Raw genomic sequence first — 24,533 nt, 5'->3', positions numbered from 1 at the left:
TGCCGTTATATAAAACAGACCGCACCGGCAGTGAGATCACTGTCCGGTACGGTCGCCTTTATTCTTTCTTCTAATGGATCATACGTACTTTCAATACTCCGTCTATACTGTTAAATTTTTTTATCAGATCAGCCGGCACTTCTGCTTCTACATCCATCATTGTATATGCATATTCTTTTTTGCTCTTATTTGTCATAAGCGTAATATTTAGATTTTCCCCAGCAAGCAATGCCGTAAACTGTCCAAGCATATTGGGAATATTATGATGTAGCACTGTGATACGTGTTCCGTCTCCTTTTGTTCCCATATTACAATCCGGATAATTTACAGAATGCGCAATATTTCCATTTTCCAAAAAATCGATTACTTCTGCAACTGCCATCCGTGCACAATTATCTTCGGATTCTTCTGTAGAGGCTCCAAGATGCGGAATAACAATCGCGCCTTTTACTCCGGCTATTTCCGGTGTAGGGAAATCTGTGACATAGCATTTTACAGCGCCGGACACAAGAGCGTCTACCATATCCTCACTATTTACAAGAACATCTCTTGCAAAATTTAAGATGACTACATTTTCCTTCATCAAACTGATAGCGCCTTTATCGATCATACCTTTTGTATCTGGCGTAGCCGGAACATGAATCGTGATATAGTCGCATTCTTTATACAATTCATCCACTGTCTTTGCATGATGGATATTTCTGGACAGCTTCCATGCTGTATCTACAGAAATATATGGATCATATCCGTATACATCCATTCCCAAATGGGTAGCTGTATTCGCAACCAGTACCCCGATAGCTCCCAGGCCGATCACACCAAGCTTCTTTCCTTCAAGTTCTGTACCTGCAAAGACCTTTTTCTTTTTCTCTGTCATCTTGGCCAGATCTCCGTCTTCTTCATGTTCTTCAACCCAATTGATCCCGCCGATGATATCCCTAGCAGAAAGCAGCATGCCTGCAAACACTAGTTCTTTCACACCATTTGCGTTTGCTCCAGGTGTATTAAATACAACGATTCCCTTTTCTGCACATTTATCCAAAGGAATGTTATTCACTCCTGCGCCTGCACGAGCGATTACTTTTAGATGATCGCTGAATTCCATGTCATGCATAGCAGCGCTTCGTACCAGTACCGCATCTGCTTCGTCCATATTTTCTGTTTTTACATATTTTTCCCCAAACTGTTCCAAGCCGATCTCTGCGATCGGATTCAGGCAATGATATTCATACATTTTACAGATTCTCCTCCTCAAACTTTTTCATAAATGCTACGAGAGCCTCTACGCCTTCGTACGGCATAGCGTTATATATGCTGGCACGCATACCGCCTACAGTCCTGTGTCCTTTTAAATTCTCAAGACCTGCCGCCTTTGCTTCCTTTACGAATTTTGCATCCAGATCAGGATTACCTGTAACAAATGGTACATTCATCAAAGAACGATCCTTCTTTTCCACAGTGCCTTTAAATAACTTACTCTGATCCAGAAAATCATAGAGCAGCTTTGCTTTCTTTTCATTGTGCTCTTTCATCACAGAAAGTCCGCCCATTGATTTCAGCCATTTAAACACTTTCCCACAGATATAGATTCCATATGCCGGAGGTGTGTTATACAAAGAATCGGCATCTGCATGTGTTTTATATGTAAGCATCGTCGGTGTTCCAGGTAAGACTTCCTCTGTGATCAAATCTTCCCGTATGATCACGATGACAACGCCAGCGGGTCCGATATTTTTCTGTACGCCACCGTAAATGACTCCATATTTTTCCACATCAATTGGCTCTGAAAGAAAACAGGAGGATACATCTGACACCAGTATTTTTCCTTTTGTATTTGGCAGTTCTTTATACTTTGTCCCATAGATTGTATTATTTTCGCATATATATACATAGTCTGCATCTTCAGAAACCGGAAGATCAGAACAGTCCGGGATATATGAAAAAGTTTTGTCCTCTGAGGAGGCAATCCGATTTACTTTTCCATATTTTTCAGCTTCTTTGGCAGCTTTTTTTGCCCACTGACCTGTTATGATATAATCTGCCACACGATTTTTCATTAGATTCATCGGAATCATCGCAAACTGCTGGGACGCTCCACCCTGCAAAAACAACACCTTATAATTATCCGGAATACCCATAAGATCACGCAGATCTCGCTCTGCTGTCTGAATAATTTCTTCAAACGCTTTAGATCTGTGACTCATCTCCATAACAGACATGCCTGTTCCCTGATAATCCAGCATTTCTGCCGCAGCTTCCTTTAAGACTTCTTCCGGCAGCACTGCTGGTCCTGCCGAAAAGTTATACACTCTACCCATTTTCTTTTCCTCCTGCACTTATAATTTATTTTATGATAATGGAATTACTCCTCCATATCTTCTTCATCAAATGCATCGCTGATAGCCGCACCAGGAGCCACCATCGGCCATACTTTGTCATCTGCGTCGATCTGACAGTCTATAACGACCGGACTATTCATACTAAGCGCTGTCGCAAATGCCTCTGCAAACTCCTCCTTAGTCTGTACCCCGATCCCCTTTGCACCCATCGCCTCTGCAAGCTTTACAAAATCGACACCATCCCTGAGCACAGTTGCCGAATATCTTTCATCATAAAATAGATCCTGCCACTGACGTACCATTCCGAGTACATGGTTATTTACAACCACTTGAATGATCGGAATATGGTGCCGTACCGCTGTCGCAATCTCATTCATATTCATGCGGAAACAGCCATCCCCGGCAATATTAACGACCGTTTTATCTGGACAGCCGCATTTTGCGCCCAAAGATGCGCCTAATCCATATCCCATTGTTCCAAGACCTCCGGATGTCAAAAATGTTCTCGGCTCCGTATATTTATAATACTGTGCCGCCCACATCTGATGCTGTCCGACTTCGGTTACGATCAATGCCTCACCCTTTGTCTGTCTGTAGATTTCCTCCACGATAAATGGACCTGTCAATGTATCATGATGGTATTTCAAAGGATACTTTTCTTTATATTCCTGTATCTGCGCAAGCCATTGAGAATGCGCCTGCTGCGGAAGCTTTTCATTGATTCTTTTCAGGGTTTCTTTGAGATCCCCTGTTACCCCCTGGGTAATGACTACATTTTTATTCATCTCTGCCGCATCAATATCCAACTGCAAGATTTTTGCTTTCCGCGCAAATTTCTTTGTATTTCCCGTCACGCGATCACTGAACCTGGCTCCTGCCACGATCAGCAGATCGCATCCGCTTACTCCATAGTTGGAAGTCTTCGTTCCATGCATACCAAGCATACCTGTATACCTGGGATCTGTACCTGGAAATGCCCCTTTTCCCATCAGAGAATCTGTAACCGGTGCATCTACTTTCTCAGCAAATTCCCGCAATTCCTCTGAAGCGTCGGAAAGTACCGCGCCGCCGCCTACAAAGATATATGGCCGTTTTGACGCTTTGATCATGCGGACAGCTGCATCGATTTCTTGTTCCGAGGCAGGAGTTGTTTTTTTTCCTTCTGCATTTACAGTCATCGGTATATATTCTGTCTGATTCGCCGTAATATCTTTTGGAATATCGATCAGTACAGGCCCCGGTCTGCCAGATTTGGCGATCAGAAAGGCTTTGCGGATTGTGTCAGCCAGTTTTGTAATATCCTTTACAATATAATTATGCTTGGTGATAGGCATGGTGACCCCTGCAATGTCAATCTCCTGAAAGCTATCCTTTCCAAGCAAAGCGACCCCTACATTACATGTGATCGCCACCACAGGGATTGAATCCATATAAGCGGTCGCGATTCCTGTTACCAAGTTCGTAGCCCCCGGGCCGCTTGTTGCCAGACATACGCCGACCTTTCCTGTTGCACGGGCATATCCGTCTGCCGCATGTGCCGCTCCCTGTTCATGAGAAGTCAATACGTGACGGATTTCATCTCTGTGTTTATATAACGCATCATACACATTTAAAATGGCTCCGCCCGGATACCCAAATACTGTATCGACTCCCTGCTCTTTTAAACATGCGATTACTATTTCCGCTCCATTTAATAACATGGCGCTTCCCTCCTAGTTGTTCTTCGGTATTTCCAGAATTGCTCCTCGGTTTCCTGAGGTGACCATGGATGCATATCTTGCAAGGTACCCCGTCTTGACTTTCGGTTCTCTTGGCATCCATTTTTCCTTTCTGCGTGCCATTTCCTCGTCCGAAATATCTACTTCCAATTTCAGTTCCGGTATATTTATCTTGATCAGATCTCCTTCCTCAAGAAGTGCGATCGGACCGCCTACGGCTGCTTCCGGAGAAACATGTCCGATAGAAGCTCCTCTGGAGGCGCCACTAAATCTCCCGTCTGTGATCAGAGCGACACTCGATCCCAATCCATAACCTGCGATCGCAGAAGTAGGGTTTAACATCTCCCGCATGCCCGGACCGCCTTTAGGGCCTTCATAGCGGATGACGATTACATCCCCGGGATGGATCTTTCCGTTTTTAATTGCTGCCGTAGCCTCCTCATCGCTTTCGAAGATTCTTGCCGGTCCTTCGTGTACAAGCATCTCCTCCACTACTGCGGAACGTTTTACTACACTTCCGTCCGGAGCTAAATTCCCTTTCAACACAGCAAGTCCGCCGGTCTCGCTGTAGGGATGTTCTATCGGACGGATAACTTCCGGATCCTTATTGATGCATCCCTCGATATTCTCTCCGATCGTCTTTCCTGTCACTGTCATACAATCTGTATGCAGCAGCCCCTTCTTATTTAATTCATTCATAACTGCGTAGACGCCGCCTGCTTCATTCAAATCTTCAATATATGTATGCCCTGCCGGAGCCAGATGACAGAGATTTGGGGTTTTTTCGCTAATACTGTTGGCAAAATCAATCTCAAAATCCATACCGATCTCATGTGCGATTGCCGGAATATGCAGCATACTGTTTGTAGAACATCCCAATGCCATATCTACCGTCAATGCATTTAAAATCGCTTCTTCTGTCATAATATCACGAGGACGGATATTTTTTCGTACCAGTTCCATCACCTGCATCCCTGCATGTTTTGCAAGCTGCAGCCTTGCAGAATATACGGCTGGGATCGTACCGTTTCCTTTTAGTCCCATCCCCAAAGCCTCTGTCAGACAGTTCATACTGTTTGCTGTATACATGCCTGAACAGGAACCACAGGTAGGACATGCTTTATTTTCAAATTCACAGACATCTGCTTCTGTCATTGTTCCCGCCGCATAGCTTCCCACTGCTTCAAACATACTGGAAAGACTTGTCTTGGAACCTTTTACATGTCCAGCGAGCATCGGCCCTCCACTGACGAAAATGGTCGGAATATTTACACGTGCCGCGGCCATCAACAGTCCCGGTACATTTTTATCACAATTTGGTATCATGACCAGTCCGTCAAATTGGTGTGCCATCGCCAGTGCTTCTGTAGAATCCGCGATCAAATCCCTTGTGACAAGGGAATATTTCATTCCAATATGCCCCATCGCTATTCCATCGCAGACGGCGATCGCCGGAACCATGATCGGCGTTCCTCCTGCCATTGCGACTCCCATTTTTACCGCTTCTGTGATCTTATCCAAATTCATATGTCCGGGGACGATCTCATTATAGGAACTTACGACCCCGATCAACGGTCTGTCCAATTCTTCTTGTGTCATTCCCAGCGCATTGAAAAGGGAACGATGCGGTGCTTGCTGCACTCCTTTTGTAACAGTATCACTTCTCATCTTGCCTTCCTCCTGTTCTTTCGTTTTTTGCCTCTTTCATCTCTATTCAACATAGGAACAAATCTTGTCTCCCATTTGGGAAGTTCCAATCTGCTTCTTGCCTTCTGACATAATATCGATCGTACGGTAACCTTCTTTGAGCGTTTTCTCCACAGCTGCCTCAATTGCGTCAGCAGCTTTGTCTAAATCAAATGAAAAGCGCAGCATCATCGCCGCAGAAAGTATCGTTGCGATCGGATTGGCAATCCCTTTACCTGCAATATCCGGAGCCGAACCGCCACTGGGCTCATACAAGCCGAATTTTGTCTCATTTAAACTTGCGGAAGCAAGCATTCCGATAGATCCAGTCACCATACTAGCTTCATCAGAAAGAATATCTCCAAACATATTCTCTGTCAGGATCACATCAAACTGCGCAGGATCTTTTACAAGCTGCATAGCACAATTATCAACCAGCATATGTTCCAACGTCACATCTGGATAGGAAGCGGCGACTTCCTCTACGATTTTTCTCCAAAGCCTGGAGGAATCCAAAACATTTGCCTTGTCGACGCTAGTCACCTTTTTTCTCCGTTTTCTGGCAATATCAAATCCTCTTCTTGCTATTCTTCTGATTTCTTCTTCATTATATGTAAGCTCATCCTTTGCCGTCAATACTCCGTTTTCTTCCTGTGTGCTACGTTTACCGAAATACAGACCGCCTGTCAATTCCCGCATGATCATCATATCAAACCCATTTTTTGTAATTTCTTCCTTTAAAGGGCATGCCTCTTTTAATTCTTCATATAGAACGGCAGGCCGCAGATTCGCGAATAGGTTCAACTCTTTTCTTATACGCAGAAGTCCTGCTTCCGGCCGCTTTGCAGGCTCTAACTTGTACCAGGGTGAAACTTTTGCATCTCCACCAATAGAACCCATCAGAACAGCCTGACTTTCTTTTGCCGCCAGGATCGTCTCCTCTGTCAATGGAATACCATGAACATCAATCGAAGCTCCTCCCATCAAAAGCTGTGTATACTGACAGGTAAATCCATACTGCTTTCCTGTCCTGTCTAGCACCTTCATTGCCTCTTCGACGATTTCTGGTCCAATCCCGTCACCTTTGATTACGCCTATCTTTAATTCCATCTGTCTTCATCCTTCCAACCATAAAAATACTAATTTTAATCATACTCCATTTCTACTGGTGTTTCAAGTATTTCATCCGAAAAAACAGAGCACTCTCCATTTTTTTATTTTCCCAGAAATCGAGTCAAAACAGCCACTTTGATTTCTTCAAGGCTTAGCTTAATAGATTTAGTATTGCGCCTTTTGTATTTCTGTTAGATCGATAGCCTCAGCCACTGTATCCCCCTAAAAAAGCGTGCGTCGTTAGGCACACAAGCAGAAAGGGCGCTGATATTTCCCAAAATCAGCGCCCTTTCCTTATATATAGCAGGAATTCTATTCCTTTTGATACTCACTCTATACTTATTCCGCACTTGGCTTTTCAATCTGTGCGATCGCAGCTTTCTGCATAGGAATACGGCAGTTTTTATTATTGCCGAATTCTACGATAACGTCATCATCTGTGATGTCAATGATAACACCATAGAAGCCGCTTGTCGTCAATGCAGTATCTCCGACCTCCATTGTAGCGAGCATTGCCTGGATTCTCTTCTGCTCCTTTTTCTGCGGACGCATAAGAAGAAACCACATACCTCCTAATACTACAGCATAGATGAGAATAATACCTATCATATTCATCTTGTTTCTTTCCTCCTAACTCTATGTTCAAACCAATAAGACTACTATACACAATATTCAAATAATCTTCAAGTCTGTTTTTCATTTTCTGTCGGTTTTTAAGACAATTTTTATATTCTGAGGAAAACTTAAGACTTTTGTCCCATTCCTGCGAGCTTTCTTTCCTTATATTCTTTATATGTTCCTCCTTCTATCGCTTCTCGTATCTCTTCCATCATCGTATTATAAAAATACAAGTTATGCAGCACGCAAAGCCTCATCCCCAGCATCTCTTTCGCCTTTAATAAATGGCGGATATATGCTCTGCTGTAACTTCTGCATGCAGGACACTGACAATTTTCTTCGATTGGTCTGTCATCCAACTCATATTTTGCATTGAACAGATTTAATTTTCCACGGTTTGTGTATACATGTCCATGACGCCCATTTCGGCTTGGATATACACAGTCAAAGAAATCTACTCCTCTATCTACTGCTTCCAATATATTCGCCGGTGTGCCCACTCCCATCAGATATGTAGGCTTATTCTGGGGAAGATATGGAACGACTGCATCCAAGATCCGATACATATCCTCATGGCTTTCTCCCACTGCCAGCCCGCCGACCGCATAGCCGTCCAGATTTAGTTCCGTGATCTGCTGTGCATGCGAGATACGAATGTCTTCGTAGATTCCACCTTGATTAATACCAAACAGCAGCTGCTGTGGATTCAAAGTTCCCGAGAGAGAATTCAGCCTATCCATCTCCTTTTTGCAGCGTTTCAGCCATCTTGTTGTCCGTGCCACAGACTTTTCCATATACGATCTGTCCGCCACACTGGAAGGACATTCGTCAAATGCCATAGCGATGGTAGATGCCAAATTAGACTGGATCTGCATGCTCTCTTCCGGTCCCATAAAGATTTTTTTTCCATCAATATGAGAGTGAAAGTGTACCCCTTCTTCTTTGATCTTCCTCAACCCTGCAAGAGAAAACACTTGAAATCCCCCGGAATCTGTCAGTATCGGCTTGTCCCAGTTCATAAATTTATGAAGTCCGCCTAATTTTCTGACGATCTCATCCCCTGGCCTTACATGGAGATGATACGTATTGGACAATTCTACCTGCGTCTTTATTGCACGCAGATCATCTGTCGATACCGCTCCTTTGATCGCAGCCGCAGTGCCTACATTCATAAATACCGGGGTCTCTATCGTACCGTGCACTGTGACAAGTCTTCCCCTCTTTGCTTTACCGTCTGTTTTTATCAGTTCATACATCTGTCATTTACTCCTGTTAATTGTGGATGATAACCGGGGTTCCCGTGGACAACATGCTGTACAGGGATGCCGCCTGGTCAAGAGGCATATTGATACAGCCGTGAGAGCCCAGACCGTCCTGATACAAACTCCCGCCAAAAGCTGGCTGCCAGGTTGCGTCATGGAAACCAATGCCGCTCCATGTCACTCGCATCCAATATGCTACAGGTGTCCTATATTCCGGCTCACCTGTAGAAGGATCGATCTCACCTACCAGCGTCTCATTCTGGCTCATTTCTAAAATCGAATAAACTCCTGTAGGTGTAATCTTCGCCGGAATTGGTTCGCCTGTTACTACATCTGTCTCAAGCGCAACACCTCCATCTATGATATACCACATATGCTGCGCAGATAAGTCCACTTCCAGATAGGTCGTTCCCCAGTCCTGTGCGCCATGAACTGCCGCCGTCTGATAATACGCCGGCTCTTTTGTCACAGTTTCTCCATTTTTAATACTGTTTGTCAATGCCTCAAATTCTGCGTCTTCATCTATAGACCATCCATAATCCCCACCGGAAACTTCGGTCGTTTTCCCCGTCGGAGTCGTGATCGTCCGGGTTGTGCCTTGTGTATCATAGGTATCTCCAAATTCTGTCAGCCATGTCCGCACTGCATCTGTATTAAATGTCACATTCATGTCTTCATCAACTGAAAGCCACTCAGATATCAACGTCTTGTCTACAACGACATTCTCGCCCATTGTATAGGTAATACTCGCCTTGCAGTAGGTATTCATTGTATCACATGCAGCCTGCACTTCTTTGGAGTCTGCTGTATATTTAGGTTCTGCATAGCAGCCTTCCTTCTGCATATTTAATGCAGGCTTAAACTCTGTGATATACTCATGTATCTTCTCTGTCAGGATTTCCATATTCACGGCAGTTCCATAAACTTCCGGTTCTACAGTAAACTTCTCCCCATCAAATTTCGGCATAGCAGATATCGGCTGTGTCTGTTCTACTGTCACCGGTTTCAAATCGGCGATCAATGTATTCAGTGCATCTGTGTCATAGGATACATTGACAGTTACTTTCTGGGAATTTTTATCAAAAAATGCCTTCGGCCACAAAAAACCATTCTGCTTTTTTACCGCTTCTTTTATTTCATTACTTTTTTTATACGTCAAGGAAATAGCATCTCCGTCGATCAGATCTGACTGATCGTCCTTCTCTAAAATTTCAAGCTGGTAGTCCTTTACCTGTTCTTTCATATAGTCTTCTACTGCTGATACAGACTTTCCTGAAAAATCATGTCCGTTAATTTCTGTATTGATAAAGAAATGTTGCATAAAAAAGACAGAAACACCTATATAAACTACTGCCAGTACGCCAATTATACTGCTGCAGATAATAAAAATCTTTTTCCCGGATCTTCTGACCTTTTTTTCTTTGTTTTTTCTTCTTTTCCGTCTCCTGTTTTTCTCTGTCGGAACGTCATCTTCCAAATCTTCTTCTCGTAAAATTTCTATATCATCATATCCACTTTCATCGTGTTCGTCATATTCACTATCTGTCTGCGCAGACGGAGCTTCTTCTTCAAATTCCTCCTCATCCAGATAGTACGTATCCTCTTCCGACGTAAGTACATTTCTCTTTTTTATGTCCTTATCGTTCATATAGTATAGCTCCTTCTCTTTTTCTCAACATCTGGACCCATTATATTACGAAACGGCAAAAAAGTACAGTATTATCTGCTTTCTTAAAACATTCTTAAAACATTTCCTCGCTCTTTGCCGACAAAGCTGCATGTTTAAAAAACATACATGACAGGCTGCCTCACAGACGTATATTTTTCAATCATTTTATGTACTTGTCAACAAAGGGTCTTTTCCTATATAATAAGTCTGTATGTCTATATAATACTATGAACAGAAAGGAGTTTTTCCATGAGTGGTTCTACATTTGGCAAACTATTTCGCATTACAACCTGGGGAGAATCCCACGGTCCCGCCGTTGGAGTCACAGTAGACGGCTGTCCTGCGGGACTTGCTCTTACAGAAAACGATATACAGGTATTTCTGGACAGGCGTAAGCCCGGACAAAATAAATATACAACAAGAAGAAGTGAGGAGGATACGGTAGAAATCCTCTCCGGCGTCTTTGAAGGGTACACGACAGGTACTCCTATCTCTCTTCTCATACATAATAAGGATCAGCGTTCCCGTGATTATGGGAATATAGCAGAAGTGTACCGTCCCGGTCATGCTGACTATCCGTTTCAGAAAAAATATGGTTTTCGGGACTACAGAGGCGGAGGACGTTCTTCCGGGCGAGAAACGATTGGAAGAGTCGCTGCCGGCGCTGTTGCTTCTCTTCTGTTAAAAGAGCTTGGAATTACTGTAACAGCATATACAAAATCAATCGGACCTTATACCGTAAAGGCAGACGCATACCATTTATCAGAAATCTCAGAAAATCCTCTTTTTATGCCTAGCAACGAAGTCGCCAAAAAGGCAGGCAGCTATCTGGATACCTTGATAAAGGAATTAAATTCCAGCGGAGGGACGATAGAATGTATCGCGCAGGGACTTCCTGTTGGAATCGGAGAACCTGTTTTTGACAAATTAGACGCTCTGCTCGCCCAAGCAATCATGTCTGTGGGCGCTGTAAAAGCGGTGGAAATTGGAGATGGTATTGCTGTATCCAACGCGATCGGCAGTGAAAATAATGATTCCTTTTTCATGGAAGGCGAGAAAATTGCCAAACGAACCAATCATTCCGGTGGAACTTTGGGCGGAATGAGTGACGGTTCTTGTTTGATCCTGCGCGCCAGTATAAAGCCTACTTCCTCTATCTCCCGGCAGCAACATACTGTTACTGTGGAAGGGCAGGATACGGAAATCTCCATACATGGCAGGCACGATCCGGTCATCGTTCCACGCGCCGTTGTTGTCATAGAATCTATGACAGCGATCACCCTGGCTGATCTGCTCCTGCAAAATATGGCCAGCAAGATGGAACACGTAAAAAAAATTTATGCGGAGGATAAAAATGTCGAATAAACTGATCGATATTGTCGATATTACAAAATCTTTTGACGGCAATCTGGTTCTGGACCAGTTAAATCTTTATATACGGGAAAATGAATTTCTTACCCTCCTTGGTCCAAGCGGATGCGGAAAAACCACTCTGCTACGTATTTTAGGCGGCTTTGAAACTCCTGATCACGGCGATATTATTTTCAATGGGAAAAATATCAATCATCTGCCGCCCAACCGAAGACAATTAAATACTGTCTTCCAAAAATATGCGCTTTTTTCTCATATGTCCATCGCCGAAAATATCGCGTTCGGACTAAAGATCAAGAAGAAATCAAAATCTTATATCCAGGATAAAATACGCTATGCACTCAAACTTGTCAATCTGGAAGGTTATGATGATCGTTCTGTCGATTCTTTAAGCGGAGGTCAGCAGCAGCGTATCGCGATCGCACGTGCGATCGTCAATGAGCCTAAGGTACTGCTTCTGGATGAACCTCTTGGCGCTTTGGATTTAAAACTACGCCAGGACATGCAGTATGAACTGATCCGTCTGAAAAACGAACTGGGGATCACTTTCATTTATGTTACCCATGACCAGGAAGAAGCGCTGACTATGTCGGATACGATCGTTGTCATGAACCAGGGATATATCCAACAGATCGGCACACCTGAAGATATTTACAATGAACCGCAGAACGCCTTTGTTGCCGATTTTATCGGTGACAGTAATATTCTTCCTGCCACCATGGTACAAGATAAAGTTGTCAAAATGCTGGGAGCTGTCTGGCAGTGTGTGGATATTGGTTTCGGACATAATACACCTGTGGACGCTGTTATCCGCCCGGAGGATATTGATCTTGTAAAACCCGGAGAAGGTACGATCGACGGCGTTGTCACACATTTGATCTTCAAAGGTGTCCATTATGAGATGGAAGTTCTCGCTAATAACTATGAACTTCTTGTCCACAGCACGGACATGTTTCCTGTGGGAACGGAAGTTGGGATCAAAGTCGATCCTTTTGATATTCAGATCATGAAAAAACCAGAATCCGAAGATGAGGAGGCAGTTGGAATTGAAGAGTAGGAAATGGCTCGCAGGCCCGTATCTATTCTGGTCTGTATCTTTTATTATCATCCCTCTTTTTATGATCGTCTATTATGGACTTACAGATAAAGAAGGCAGATTTACATTGTTAAACTTAGCACAGATCACGACCCCTGAGAATTTAAAAGCGCTGGGGCTTTCTTTGCTGCTCTCTTTTATCAGTACTTTCATCTGCCTGCTCCTTGCCTATCCCCTTGCTATGATACTGGCGGAAAAAAAGGTACGCCAATCCAGCTTTATCGTGCTCATCTTCATCCTCCCTATGTGGATGAACTTTCTTTTGCGTACTCTTGCCTGGCAAAATCTCCTGGAAAAAAATGGTATCATTAACAGTGTTTTGCAATTTTTCCATCTTCCTTCCCTGGAGATTATCAACACGCCTTATGCAATCGTGCTTGGAATGGTTTATAACTTTCTGCCTTTTATGGTGCTTCCTATATATAATGTTCTTGTAAAGATTGACAAGGATATTCTTTTTGCTGCCAGAGACTTGGGGGCTAATGCAGTACAGACATTTATGAAGATCATACTACCCCTTAGCATTCCCGGCATCATCAGCGGGATTACTATGGTATTTGTACCTTCTCTTACTACATTCGTCATTTCAGATCTGCTGGGAGGAAGCAAGATTTTGCTGATCGGAAATGTCATTGAACAAGAATTTAAACAAGGAAGCAACTGGAATGTCGGTTCCGGTCTTTCTCTTGTTCTGATGATTTTTATCATTGCCAGTATGGCTTTGATCGCAAAATATGATAAAAACGGGGAGGGAAATACATTTTGATGAAAAATATAATGAAAAAAATCTATCTGCTGCTTATCTTTTTTTTGCTGTATTCCCCTATTGCGACTTTGATCGTTCTGTCTTTTAACAATACAAAAACACGTTCCAAATGGGGCGGTTTCACAGGGAAATGGTATGTCTCTTTATTTCAGAATCAGGATATCATGAACGCTCTGTATACTACTTTGATCATCGCACTGCTATCTGCTCTGATAGCCACTTTATTAGGGACAGCAGCCGCTGTCGGCATACAGGTCATGCAGCCGAGAATACGTACGCTTCTTTTAGGGATCACCAATATTCCTATGCTCAATGCAGACATCGTAACTGGAATTTCCCTTATGCTTTTATTTATCGCTATGCGTTTCACTCTCGGGTTTTCTACAATTTTACTTGCACATATAACTTTTAATATTCCGTATGTTATATTGAGTGTCCTGCCTAAATTAAAACAAACAAATAAAAATACCTATGAAGCGGCGCTTGATCTGGGGGCTTCTCCTACTTATGCATTTTACAAAGTCGTATTTCCGGACATACTCCCTGGCATCTTCTCCGGTTTTCTTCTTGCTTTTACCATGTCCCTGGATGATTTCATCATTACACATTTTACAAAAGGTCCCGGTATCGATACTCTGTCCACGAAGATCTACAGCGAGGTCAGAAAAGGCATCAAACCTGAGATGTACGCACTATCTACAATTATGTTCCTTACCGTGCTGCTTCTTTTGTTCCTCGTCAATTTCACGCCGGAGCATAAGGATACCAAAAGACCTTCCCACATAAATACAGGAGTTTTCCTCTGGTTTAGTAAGAGTTTTAAATTCCTGTGCCGAAAAGTGGTCCCTGTTTTTATGATCCTTATGATCATCGTCGGCGGTGTTTTCTATCTTTCCAAAAACCCGGTGTCTACTTCCAATCAGGTGATCGTCTATAACTGGGGAGAATATCTGGATCCTAAAGTCATCTCTATGTTTGAAGAAGAAACGGGTATTCATGTCGTCTACGAAGAATTTGAAACAAATGAAATCATGTACCCTAAAGTCCAATCCGGTGCCATCGCTTATGATGTAGTCTGCCCGTCCGATTATATGGTACAGCGTATGATTGAAAATGACCTGCTTGCCGAAATCAACTATGACAACATTCCCAACCTACAGTATATTGGGGATGTCTATATGGAGCAGTCCAGGCAATTCGATCCAGATAACGCCTACTCCGTCCCCTATTTATGGGGAACTGTCGGTATTCTTTACAACAAAACAATGGTAGACGGTCCCGTCGATAGTTGGGGGATTCTGTGGGATAAAACATATAAAGACAATATTCTCATGCAAGACAGTGTACGGGATGCGTTTGCTGTTGCACTAAAATACTTAGGTTACTCTCTGAATTCTACTGATTTGGATGAATTAGAAGCCGCAAAAAAATTGCTTATCGAACAAAAACCACTCGTCCAGGCTTACGTGATCGATCAGGTACGTGATAAAATGATTGGAAATGAAGCGGCGCTTGGTGTGATTTATTCTGGAGAAGCGCTCTATTGTCAGAAAGAAAATAAAGACTTGGAATATGTCATTCCAAAAGAAGGATCTAATCTTTGGATTGATTCCTGGGTGATTCCCAAAAATGCACAGCACAAAGAAAATGCAGAAAAATTTATCAACTTTCTCTGCCGCCCGGATATTGCTAAAATGAATTTTGACTACATTACATACTCTATCCCCAATACAGCAGGACGAGAATTGATTGAAGATCCCGCCATCCGCAACAGTACGATCGCCTTTCCAGATGCATCTCAGCTTACAAACTGTGAAACCTTCCAGTTTCTGGGCGACGAAAACGATGTGATCTATAACCAATTATGGAGAGAAGTAAAATCTCAATAATATAAATTTAATGAAGCAACAAGCAGCGAAAAAAACAGATCATACCATGTGTCATGCTTACATGTAAACAGGGTACGATCTGTTTCTTTTTATTCGGCGATCGCCGATAGCGAAATGAAACGTAAGAGGAATTGAACTAGCACTGCGGATGCGCTCGAAAGAATGTAAGTCTATATTTTATTCATTGATGATCAGCGCCATGAATTTTAATGGTTCTATCCCTATATTTTTGAGTGCATGTCCTTTTCCATCTGGAGTATAGGTCACATCGCCCGGTTTTACGCCGCGAATGCTGCCATTGTCATTATATTCGCCTTCTCCCGACAAAATATAATATGTCTCGCTATTCTGGTGATGTTCATGATATCCAAGACTGCATCCATGTTCCAATGTGACTTCTGCATACATCTTGCATTTTCCATTTAATTCCTTATCTCCCAACAGACGTTTAATGATCACATGCCCCTCTCCGCCGCACATATTTTCTACTCTTTCTATTTTCATGTCTGAGCCCTCTTTTCTCTTTATTTTTTCCAAATGCTGGAATATTTATTTTCGACTGTCTCTAATTGTATCACCTTTGTACATACTCTGTCCAGCAGTTCTCTGCTGTGGCTCGCCGCCAGTATCCCAATCTTTCTTTTGCTGCATTCATTCAGCAAAAACTCCCATATCTGGCACTGTGTCACTGCATCCATCATTGTGCTGATTTCGTCTGCCACCAGATATTTGGTCCTCTGTCCTAGTGCTCTTGCAATACAAAAACGCTGGAGTTCTCCGCCAGAAAGTTCCTGGGGAAAGCGTTCCAACCATGTATCCTCGATACCTAGTTTCTCGATCACTTGTCTTTCTATCCTATCCCCTTCTGCTAAAACAGATTTCATTTTCAACCGTGGATTTACACACATTTCCGGATGCTGCCAGATCATTTGCACCGGGCAATACTTCTGTTTGCCTATTGGTTCTCCGTCAATGAATATCTGACCGCTATCTGGTTTCAAATAACCACTCAAAATTTTCATCAGTGTCGTCTTTCCTGTTCCGCTAGGCGCCTGGATACCAATTCGCTCTCCTTCTCTGATTTCCAGACTGATGTCCCTTATGATCGTTTTTCTTGTTGTTTGATTTTCTTTATAAGAAAATGTGATATGCTCTGCATTTAGACTCATGCAAGCGTACTCCTTTCGTTATATCCTAGGTTTTTCACACACCGCACCTTACCGCCATCTATCGATCTAAAGGGAATCTTTCCTTCACATCTTGCATCTGCAAATGGACAACGAGACCGATAGACACAACCTTCTCCTACAGAAACAGCCAAAGGCTGTCTGCCGGGCACGGATACAAAAGCATTGCCAGGCAATGCCTGCCATAGTGCCCGTGTATAAGGATGGCGCAGTTTTTCTTCTTTAAAATCACGGGCATTTGCCTCTTCCAGCGTCGTTCCCGCATAAAAAACGACGATCCGATCCGCTGTCTTAACCGCTATATCTAAATCATGCGTGATGAAAAGCACGCCATTTCCTTCCTTTGCAAATGCTCTGAAATCCTGCATAGCCTGCACAGCAAGTGCCTGCTCTACCCCTGTTGTCGGTTCGTCTGCGATCAAAAGACGAGGCCGTTCGATCAATGCGGTACACAAAAGGACCCTTCGCAACATCCCGCCTGAACATTCATGTGGATACAAATCTTCCACTTCTTCTGGAAGTCCATATTTTAAAAATAATTTTCTTTGCATATCTTTTCGTTCGGTACTGTTCTTCTGCGCTCGCACCTGTCTTCCTACTTTCATAAGAGGATCTAGATATGTGACATTCTGCGGCACCAGAGCAATTTTCTTTCCTCTGTACTGTTCTGTATTTTTCTCCGTCAGACATTCCCCGCCAAAAAAGATCGTTCCTTCTTTTCTGGAATTTTCCGGTAATATTCCTAATATTGCGTGTGCAAGAAGACTTTTCCCAGAGCCACTTGAACCAACAACTGCTACGATCTCTCCTGCATGCACGGCCACGCTTAGATCAGTGATCGCAGGTATCCACTGCTGTGAAAATGTTTCTGCATACTGCCGAAATTTCACGGACAAATGTTGTATTTCTACTATCGGATGTTTTACTTCACACATTCTATTCTCTGGCTCCTCTCGGATCTTGCAGGCGTTTGACGGAATTTCCCATGCGGTCAAATAAAAATACGGTGCATACAAGCATCATCCCCGGGAATAAAGCCAACCACCATTTTCCTGTTATCAAATACTGCATACTTTCTGATAAGATCACCCCAATGGCAGGCTCCTTCGCAGAAAGTCCAAAACCTAAAAATGTAATACTTGCTTCATGCAATATAGCATGGGGAAACAGTAAGATCAACCCTGTTAAAAATTGTGGTATGAGCTGGGGCAATATATGCCGCACCGCTGTTTTAAGCTTTCCGTGTCCAAGTTTTAAAGAAATCTGCACATACTGGCTTTCCTTGATCTGTAATACTTCCCCTCTGATCACACGCGCCAAAGAAGGCCAATGCGTCAGAGCAACCGCAAGCACAACTCCTTTGAAACCTTTACCAAAAGCAAAGGAGACAAGAAGCAAAAGCAAAATATGTGGGATTCCCATGATCATATCAATAAGAAAGGAGATCACACTGTCCACTGCTCTCCCCATGATCGCTGCTGCAATCCCCAGAAATAACGCAATACAAGCACTGACTGCGGCAGACACCGTCCCTATACATATACTTAAAGAAAGCCCTGCCAATGTCCGCGCCCACATATCCCGCCCCATCCAGTCTGTTCCAAATAGGAAAGAAAAAGAAGGCGCTTGATTCTTCCTTGTAAAATCTGTCAAAAACGCAGTTTCTCTTAGTGCGTTCCCCAATATTGCAACTGCAGCTAAAAAAACAAGGCAGAGACTAAATGTGAGTGCTGTTTTTTTTCTTAGATTCATCTTGTTCTCCCCCTTCTCCTCATGCGGGGGTCTATCAGTGGATAGAGTATATCCGCGATCAGATTCCCGATAAAAACAATGGCGGCAGTTACAAGCGTAATGCCTAGCAAAAGAGGAACATCGCTTCCTGTCCCAGCAGTCACTGCCGCCTGTCCAAGTCCGGGATAAGAAAATACTTGTTCTACCAGAACAGAACCGCCGATGATCTCACTGACAGAAGCGAATTGCAGCGTTAATGCCGGAAACAGCATGTTTCTCAAACCATGTCGTAGAATACGGCTCTTTTTCTTTTCTCCCCGTGCCATGGCAAAAAGCATATACTCGCTTTCCATCACCTCTACCATTTTCTCTCTTGTATGAAGGGCTATATTTGCGATCCCGGTAATGCTTAAGGTCAATGCCGGAAGGATGGCGTGTAGGATTCGCTCCTTAAGTGTCACATCCGAAGCTGCCGTTCCGATCGGTATGCTAAAACCTACCGGAAGTATTTGCAGCCAGACGGCAAAGATCAAAAGCAGCAAAAGCGCCAGCCAAAACACAGGTGTGCTGGAAATCAAAAGACAGTATCGTCTTACAAGTTTATCCAGCCAAGAGCCACGATAACTTCCCGCCAATATGCCGAGTGCCAGACCAATCGTCCCGGAAAGTATCCAGGAGATCAGAAGCAGTAAGAAAGAATTCGACAGCTTTTCTGCGATTACTTTTGTCACGGGTCTTCTGTACAGCAAAGAGGTCCCCATATCCCCTCTGAGCAGATCCCCTGCCCAGTTTACATAACGTTCTACAGGTTTCTCATCCGTTCCCCAATAAGACTGCAGCTTTTCGATCTGTTCCCTGCTCATGCTTCCCATTGCAGCCTGCCCTACATTTGCCTGCAAAGGATCCACAGGGGAAGCGCTTACAAGCGCAAAGGCGGCAATACTAACTGCCGCCAACAATAAAAACATTCTTATACATTTTTTTACGATCAAACAAACGATTTCCCTTGCCAATTTTACTCATTCCATTCCCATTTATCTACATTATTTACGATCGACCACCCATGTCCATGTGGATGGATCTTCTGTTCTGTCACCTGCAGACCATCCCGTACGAAATAGAGATGTTCTACATTACACAGCCATATCCAAGGAATATCTCCCGCCTGTACAACACCTGTCGTCCCATCCCACTGTGCCTGTTTCCACAATTCATAGGACGCTTCCAGTGTATCTGCTTTCAAGGCCTCTTCCATATACGTATCCACAGCTGCATTGGCATAAGGCGAATACTGTGCAGATTTTTCACCGGGCGCTGTGTGGTAAATATTATATACTTCCATCGGAGTATGTGCTCCCCATCCCCAGACCAATGCATCTGCCTGTGCCCTGTCATAAGCGGTATCCCATCCCACACTCTCTGTTTCTACAGCAATGCCGATTTCTTTTAACTGATTCGCCGTGTCCTCTGCAAGTGCCTGTCTGACAGAATCGTCATGACTGAACAGCAATGTGAATTCTGCTTTTACGCCATCTTTTTCCCGTATACCATCTTTACTTTCCTTCCAGCCAGCTTCTTCCAGTATTTCTTTTGCTTTCTCCGGGTCATACTCTATCTGCGCTGCTTCATTATACCAAGGAAGCTTGTCACATACACTATAGGCAGGTGTGCCATATCCGTTTAATACATTTGTGATCATTTCCTCTCTGTCGATTCCTATATTGATTGCCTTTCTGATCGCCGCATCACTTGTCACATTATTTCCCTTTTTCATCCCGTCATCTTCATAAGCCGGTACTGCCGGAAGATTAAATCCTCTATTATCTACCGTTTCAACCTCCAGTAGTCCATATCCTTCTACTTCCTGTTCTGCATAGGAGGCAGAGGTATATGCGACGTCTACCTGTCCGCTCATTGCCGCCGCGAGAGAAGCATCCTCTTCCATAAAGAGTATGGTGACTTTTTTTATCTTAACTTCGCTGCCATAATACTCTGGGTTTGCCTCTAAGATCACTTGCTGTCCTTTATCCCACTGTTTTAGGATATAGCGTCCTGAACCAATGGGATTCTCTCCATAAGTTTCATCATAGGCATGCTCTGGTACGATACCTACCGTTGCCATCGTATAAGGCCAGATCGAATAGGGCGTATTCATATAGAATTTGACCGTATCCTCATCCACTGCTTCTGCTCTGTTGAGCATAGTAAAATCATTGACACTGCTTTTCTCTTTGCATAAATTATAAGTAAAAGCAACATCTCCTGCCGTCAGCGCTTCCCCATCTGTAAAAAACACATCTTGTTTAATGTCCACAGTCCAGGTCAGTCCATCCTCACTGACAGAATATCCCTCTGCCAGATCATTTTCCACTTCCAAGTCTTCTGTTGTCACCGTAAGCGTACTCTGTATCAAAGGCTCATGCACATGCTCGCCGGCTCCCCAGCCATAGGCAGGATCAAACCCGGCTTCCGGTTCTGATGTAACAGGCATGGTCACGATAACCTCATTTTCTCTTCTCGTTTCTTTTTCCTGATTGGCCGTATCTGCTTTTTCCCCTCCCGCACATCCTGTCAACATCATAAAGGCTGCGAGAATGCAGGCTGTGGCTATATTCCTTCTTTTCACTCTGTCTTCCTGCCTTTCCATGTACATATATTCTTCCATAAGATATTTTTATCTGTTTCCTGTTGCTTCTATTGTATCATCTGTATAGATATGTACAAGCCCTGGGTGGGGATACGTATACGGCTGTATCGATATAACTGAAGGAAAGTTTAGGGTTTTTCTACTCTCAATTTTACAAGACTGTTGGCCTTCTTTTTCAGATTTTCTCTGTATCCTATTGCCCGGTAACGATGGATCTGCTGTGTGGTACGCCCCATCTGATCTGCCGTCTGTTCTTTCGTTGCGCCATACGCGAACAAATTGTATGCGCAAGTATTTCGCACATCCTGCGCACTATAAGACGGGAGTCCTGCCAACTGTGTATACTTTTTCATCATACGACTTATATACATGCTGTTCAGTCTGCGCTTGCTTCGGTTATAAAAAAGACTCTGGCATCGTTCTCTGCCCTCCATATATATTGCCAGAATCTCCCACGCATCCTCTGGAATATAACAGGGGTCTTCTCTCCCCTGCAGCAGCGAATAGACACCATCCTCATATATTAAAAAATCTTCTTCCCCGTTTAAAGAAATAATCTCACTGGAAGAAAGTCCCGCCCGGTACAAAAGTGTCAAGATTGTATATGCCATTCTGTCTTCTCTTGCCGCGTCCAACAATGCATCCATATGCTCTACAGGAACAAATCGGGCAAATTTCTCTTCTTTAGCCATCTCTTTTAAATATGGATAAAAGTAATCTTGGAATGTCTCGTTTGCCGTCTCATCCTTTTCTTCTGTAAATACTGCAAATGAATGTAGTTCCCGGAATTTTTTCGTGGCAGTAAGCGCGCTGATCTTCCTTTCTTTTATATTTTTTTTCAGGAACAAAAAATAGGATTCCACATCTTCTGCCTCAGTCTTTACAAAAGGCTTTTTTGTATAACGACAAAATTCTTGTATATCTGACCAATAGGAAAAAGAAGTCGTATGGCTTTTAAAGTGCATACAGAATAAATCCCATATTTTCATATTGACAAATTCCTCTTGAACGTTTTGGATCATTAGCTGCGCCCTCCCAGCCTTGTTTATATTTTTTATATGTTATTTATATTATTCATACTATAACATTTTTATGTTTTTCTATCAACCTCTTATTTACTTTTCTTTTATAATTACTCTCCTTTGTCTTTTTAAATATGCTATAATGTTAAAAATAAATAAGAAAATATAGCGAGGATTTTATATGGAATTTCAAAAGATCAGCTCTCCTTCTCTTAAGGAGCTTTTTATAGAACAATTAGAGCATATGATACTCTCCGGCAAGTTGAAGATTGGAGAAAAACTGCCGCCGGAACGCCAACTCTCAGAAATGATGCAGGTCAGCCGTGCCGTTGTGAACAGCGGTATAACGGATCTTGAAAAGAAAGGGTTTCTTATCGTAAAACCAAGAAGTGGAACTTACGTGGCAGATTATCGCAGAAAAGGAACGCTTGATACATTGATGTCTATTATGAAATATAATGGCGGAAAGATCCGCAATGAGGAAATACGTTCCATTTTTGAAGTCCGCACTGCCCTGGATACGCTGGCTGCAAGACTGTGCATTGATCGGATCACGGATGAAGAAGTGCAAAGTCTGTTTCAGATCGTAGAACATATCCGCACTTCCCAAACAGTATCTGAAGCAATCCAGTATGCCTTTGACTTCCAGCATGAATTTGCCCTTCTCTCCAAAAATACGCTCATCCCTTTGATATTTCAGTCTTTCCGCGCCCCAGTATTTACTATGTGGGAACGATTCTGTGATCTATACGGTATAGAAACGCTCTATGAAAGTAATCTTACGATGTGGACCTATATACGTGATCGGGATACAGAAGGCGCAGTCAACTGGATCGAACAGTCTATGCAGCAATGCATTGATGGAAACTGGAAAATCTATTATGACTAAACTTGTTTTCTAAATACAGACTGCCGCATCTAATTTTTTACTCTTAGATGCGGCAGTTTTTAGTATGTCTACTCCGGCAAACTTACCTGTATTTATTTCATTACTTCAGCTCTTGCTATCGCCAGCTTAAAGTCTCTTTGATCTGTAAATATTTCATTTTTATATGGATTCTTTCTCTGCTCTTTCGCCCGTTTGATGATCACCGCCAGAACGATCACATTTGCCGCAAGGGCAAGGATCGCGATGATTCCCTGCATAGTCGGATCCGCAGATGTCGGTCTTACAGCGGCATCCATCACACCATCCGTATATACAGAAGAGATTGTCGTAAATTTACTGTTGTCCTGGAACAATGGAAATACCTGGGCAAACATACACCATAACGCCAGCGTATTCGCACGGTTTTGGATCCAGCCGCCTTTATTCCACAAGGCATTGGCAAAGGTTGGCGCCAGAAGAAGCGCAAGCCCACAATACCACGCATGCGTAGGTAGATTGTTATACGTGTATTCAAAATTCCACAGATCATAGGCAATAATAAAGCAGAATGTCATATCCGGCCACAGCATATCCTTTTTATCTTTTGAAGAATAGATTCCCCACCAGCCAGTCATACATAAAATATTTAAGATACCTGCAATTCCATTTACCCAGTTCCACCATCCGCCGTAAAGCCATACATTTTCTGAGGAAAGCCACCAACGGTCCCCATGTTCTGCAAGCGCCATAGCGCCTCGGATCCCCGACTCAAAATCACTGGCTACCGCAATTAGAATATTGATTGCTACGATCAAAAAAGGAAAGATTTTAAACCACTCCTTTTTCCCTATGCTCCATTTATATTTCAGCATCATAAATCCGATACATCCCGCTGTAGCCGCATATAATTTTGCATAATGGAACCAACTGTTCATATGCGTATACGTAGGATTATTCAGCGCCCACTCTGCTCCTCCTGCCGCGCCCACATAAATCGCGATGAAATATATCGTCAAAGCCGCCGGCAAGATCAAAAAACAGAAGATTCCACCTGCTTTTGTGCGTCTGGCAATTTCATTTGCCAAGATCAATCCCGCAAACACCAACAGCCAGCCTAAAAGCTGCCAGCCTGCATTATCCCCATAAATCTGAAATAACATCTTTCATTCCTCCTTCTTTTTTGCTCTCATGCCCGTTTTCTTGCTTTTAGCGGGCTTCTATTTCCTTGATATTAAACTCATTTCCCACTGCCAGATACGTATGCCCACTCTGACAGTATGGGCAGATCTTACCATATTTCACAGTACTGTATGTACTGCCGCAGTCTTCGCAGAAAGTCACCGCTTCTATTGTCTCTGTAATAAGTTCCGCCTTTTTTAATAAATCGGACTTTCGAACTGCCCATTTCCAGCAATCTTTTAAATAGGCATCTACGACCCCTGACACCTCGCCAATCTCCAATGTCACATTTGCGATCTCACTTAATTGATTTTCCTTGCCAATCTTCTCCAGACTGTCCATAATATGAAATACGATTCCCAACTCATGCAT

Annotated in this window: 22 protein-coding genes; 5 read left to right on the top strand and 17 right to left on the bottom strand. The window is 43.2% G+C overall.

Going from position 1 to position 24,533, the window contains the following annotated elements; translation table 11 throughout:
• Positions 1-70 precede the first annotated feature (70 nt).
• From WKT01_RS00370 to WKT01_RS00335, 8 genes are all read right to left on the bottom strand, one after another.
• Positions 71-1,234, bottom strand: coding sequence for a phosphoglycerate dehydrogenase (locus WKT01_RS00370; protein ID WP_117974265.1), 1,164 nt, complete (start codon positions 1,232-1,234; stop codon positions 71-73).
• Between the two features lies 1 nt (position 1,235).
• Positions 1,236-2,318: a 3-phosphoserine/phosphohydroxythreonine transaminase gene (serC, locus tag WKT01_RS00365; RefSeq protein ID WP_059069399.1), complete on the bottom strand. Its 1,083-nt coding sequence runs from the start codon at positions 2,316-2,318 to the stop codon at positions 1,236-1,238.
• 44 nt (positions 2,319-2,362) lie between these two features.
• Positions 2,363-4,039: a biosynthetic-type acetolactate synthase large subunit gene (gene ilvB, locus WKT01_RS00360; RefSeq protein WP_117974268.1), complete on the bottom strand. Its 1,677-nt coding sequence runs from the start codon at positions 4,037-4,039 to the stop codon at positions 2,363-2,365.
• A gap of 12 nt (positions 4,040-4,051) precedes the next feature.
• Entirely contained in the window at positions 4,052-5,725 is a 1,674-nt protein-coding gene (ilvD, locus tag WKT01_RS00355) for a dihydroxy-acid dehydratase (protein ID WP_117974271.1), read from the bottom strand.
• 42 nt (positions 5,726-5,767) lie between these two features.
• On the bottom strand, positions 5,768-6,853 hold the full coding sequence (gene leuB / locus WKT01_RS00350) for a 3-isopropylmalate dehydrogenase (RefSeq protein ID WP_117974274.1): 1,086 nt from the start codon (positions 6,851-6,853) through the stop codon (positions 5,768-5,770).
• A 342-nt stretch (positions 6,854-7,195) separates the two neighbouring features.
• On the bottom strand, positions 7,196-7,471 hold the full coding sequence (gene yajC / locus WKT01_RS00345) for a preprotein translocase subunit YajC (protein ID WP_330382204.1): 276 nt from the start codon (positions 7,469-7,471) through the stop codon (positions 7,196-7,198).
• Between the two features lie 128 nt (positions 7,472-7,599).
• A complete protein-coding gene (gene tgt / locus WKT01_RS00340) occupies positions 7,600-8,730 on the bottom strand; it encodes a tRNA guanosine(34) transglycosylase Tgt (RefSeq protein WP_117974277.1) in 1,131 nt (376 codons plus the stop codon).
• Positions 8,731-8,746: 16 nt separating this feature from the next.
• Entirely contained in the window at positions 8,747-10,384 is a 1,638-nt protein-coding gene (locus tag WKT01_RS00335; protein WP_340311295.1) for a L,D-transpeptidase family protein, read from the bottom strand.
• Positions 10,385-10,654: 270 nt separating this feature from the next.
• Here WKT01_RS00335 and aroC point away from each other — a divergent pair, with 270 nt between their 5' ends.
• Genes aroC through WKT01_RS00315 form a run of 4 tightly spaced genes read left to right on the top strand, consistent with a single transcriptional unit; the run spans position 10,655 to position 15,527 of the window.
• Positions 10,655-11,770, top strand: a complete 1,116-nt coding sequence (aroC, locus tag WKT01_RS00330) for a chorismate synthase (RefSeq protein ID WP_340311294.1) — start codon at positions 10,655-10,657, stop codon at positions 11,768-11,770.
• Complete coding sequence (locus tag WKT01_RS00325) at positions 11,760-12,833, top strand: ABC transporter ATP-binding protein (RefSeq protein WP_059069389.1); 1,074 nt, start codon at positions 11,760-11,762, stop codon at positions 12,831-12,833. Before aroC ends, WKT01_RS00325 begins: the two co-directional genes overlap by 11 nt.
• The gene (locus WKT01_RS00320) at positions 12,823-13,638 is read left to right on the top strand and encodes an ABC transporter permease (RefSeq protein ID WP_059069386.1); all 816 of its coding nucleotides are present in this window, start codon (positions 12,823-12,825) and stop codon (positions 13,636-13,638) included. Before WKT01_RS00325 ends, WKT01_RS00320 begins: the two co-directional genes overlap by 11 nt.
• Entirely contained in the window at positions 13,638-15,527 is a 1,890-nt protein-coding gene (locus WKT01_RS00315; protein ID WP_445299681.1) for an extracellular solute-binding protein, read from the top strand. The genes WKT01_RS00320 and WKT01_RS00315 overlap by 1 nt, the downstream gene beginning before the upstream one ends.
• Before the next feature lie 177 nt (positions 15,528-15,704).
• Here the strand turns inward: WKT01_RS00315 and WKT01_RS00310 are convergent, their stop codons facing one another.
• The 7 genes from WKT01_RS00310 to WKT01_RS00280 form a co-directional block, all read right to left on the bottom strand.
• Positions 15,705-16,031 (bottom strand): cupin domain-containing protein, encoded by a 327-nt coding sequence (locus tag WKT01_RS00310; protein ID WP_340311292.1) that lies wholly within the window; start codon positions 16,029-16,031, stop codon positions 15,705-15,707.
• 20 nt (positions 16,032-16,051) lie between these two features.
• Positions 16,052-16,696 (bottom strand): ABC transporter ATP-binding protein, encoded by a 645-nt coding sequence (locus WKT01_RS00305; RefSeq protein ID WP_340311291.1) that lies wholly within the window; start codon positions 16,694-16,696, stop codon positions 16,052-16,054.
• A complete protein-coding gene (locus tag WKT01_RS00300; RefSeq protein ID WP_340311290.1) occupies positions 16,693-17,649 on the bottom strand; it encodes an ABC transporter ATP-binding protein in 957 nt (318 codons plus the stop codon). The genes WKT01_RS00305 and WKT01_RS00300 overlap by 4 nt, the downstream gene beginning before the upstream one ends.
• A gap of 1 nt (position 17,650) precedes the next feature.
• Positions 17,651-18,466, bottom strand: a complete 816-nt coding sequence (locus WKT01_RS00295; protein WP_340311289.1) for an ABC transporter permease — start codon at positions 18,464-18,466, stop codon at positions 17,651-17,653.
• Entirely contained in the window at positions 18,463-19,413 is a 951-nt protein-coding gene (locus WKT01_RS00290; RefSeq protein WP_340311364.1) for an ABC transporter permease, read from the bottom strand. Before WKT01_RS00290 ends, WKT01_RS00295 begins: the two co-directional genes overlap by 4 nt.
• Positions 19,414-19,460: 47 nt before the next feature.
• On the bottom strand, positions 19,461-21,092 hold the full coding sequence (locus WKT01_RS00285) for an ABC transporter substrate-binding protein (RefSeq protein ID WP_445299679.1): 1,632 nt from the start codon (positions 21,090-21,092) through the stop codon (positions 19,461-19,463).
• A 128-nt stretch (positions 21,093-21,220) separates the two neighbouring features.
• Positions 21,221-22,114: a tyrosine-type recombinase/integrase gene (locus WKT01_RS00280; RefSeq protein ID WP_340311288.1), complete on the bottom strand. Its 894-nt coding sequence runs from the start codon at positions 22,112-22,114 to the stop codon at positions 21,221-21,223.
• A gap of 181 nt (positions 22,115-22,295) precedes the next feature.
• Between WKT01_RS00280 and WKT01_RS00275 the strand changes: the two genes are divergently transcribed.
• Complete coding sequence (locus WKT01_RS00275) at positions 22,296-23,003, top strand: FadR/GntR family transcriptional regulator (RefSeq protein WP_059069376.1); 708 nt, start codon at positions 22,296-22,298, stop codon at positions 23,001-23,003.
• A 92-nt stretch (positions 23,004-23,095) separates the two neighbouring features.
• Here WKT01_RS00275 and WKT01_RS00270 read toward each other — a convergent pair whose 3' ends face one another.
• Positions 23,096-24,142 carry a DUF5692 family protein gene (locus tag WKT01_RS00270; RefSeq protein ID WP_117974298.1) on the bottom strand — a complete coding sequence of 349 codons (1,047 nt, stop codon included), beginning with the start codon at positions 24,140-24,142 and terminating at the stop codon, positions 23,096-23,098.
• Between the two features lie 46 nt (positions 24,143-24,188).
• Complete coding sequence (locus tag WKT01_RS00265; protein ID WP_059069373.1) at positions 24,189-24,533, bottom strand: hydrogenase maturation nickel metallochaperone HypA; 345 nt, start codon at positions 24,531-24,533, stop codon at positions 24,189-24,191.

This window comes from Mediterraneibacter sp. ICN-202921, from assembly GCF_037890075.1.
Classification (GTDB): domain Bacteria; phylum Bacillota; class Clostridia; order Lachnospirales; family Lachnospiraceae; genus Mediterraneibacter; species Mediterraneibacter massiliensis.
Note: the sequence above shows the minus strand (reverse complement) of the source record. Positions and strands in the feature narration are given on the sequence as shown.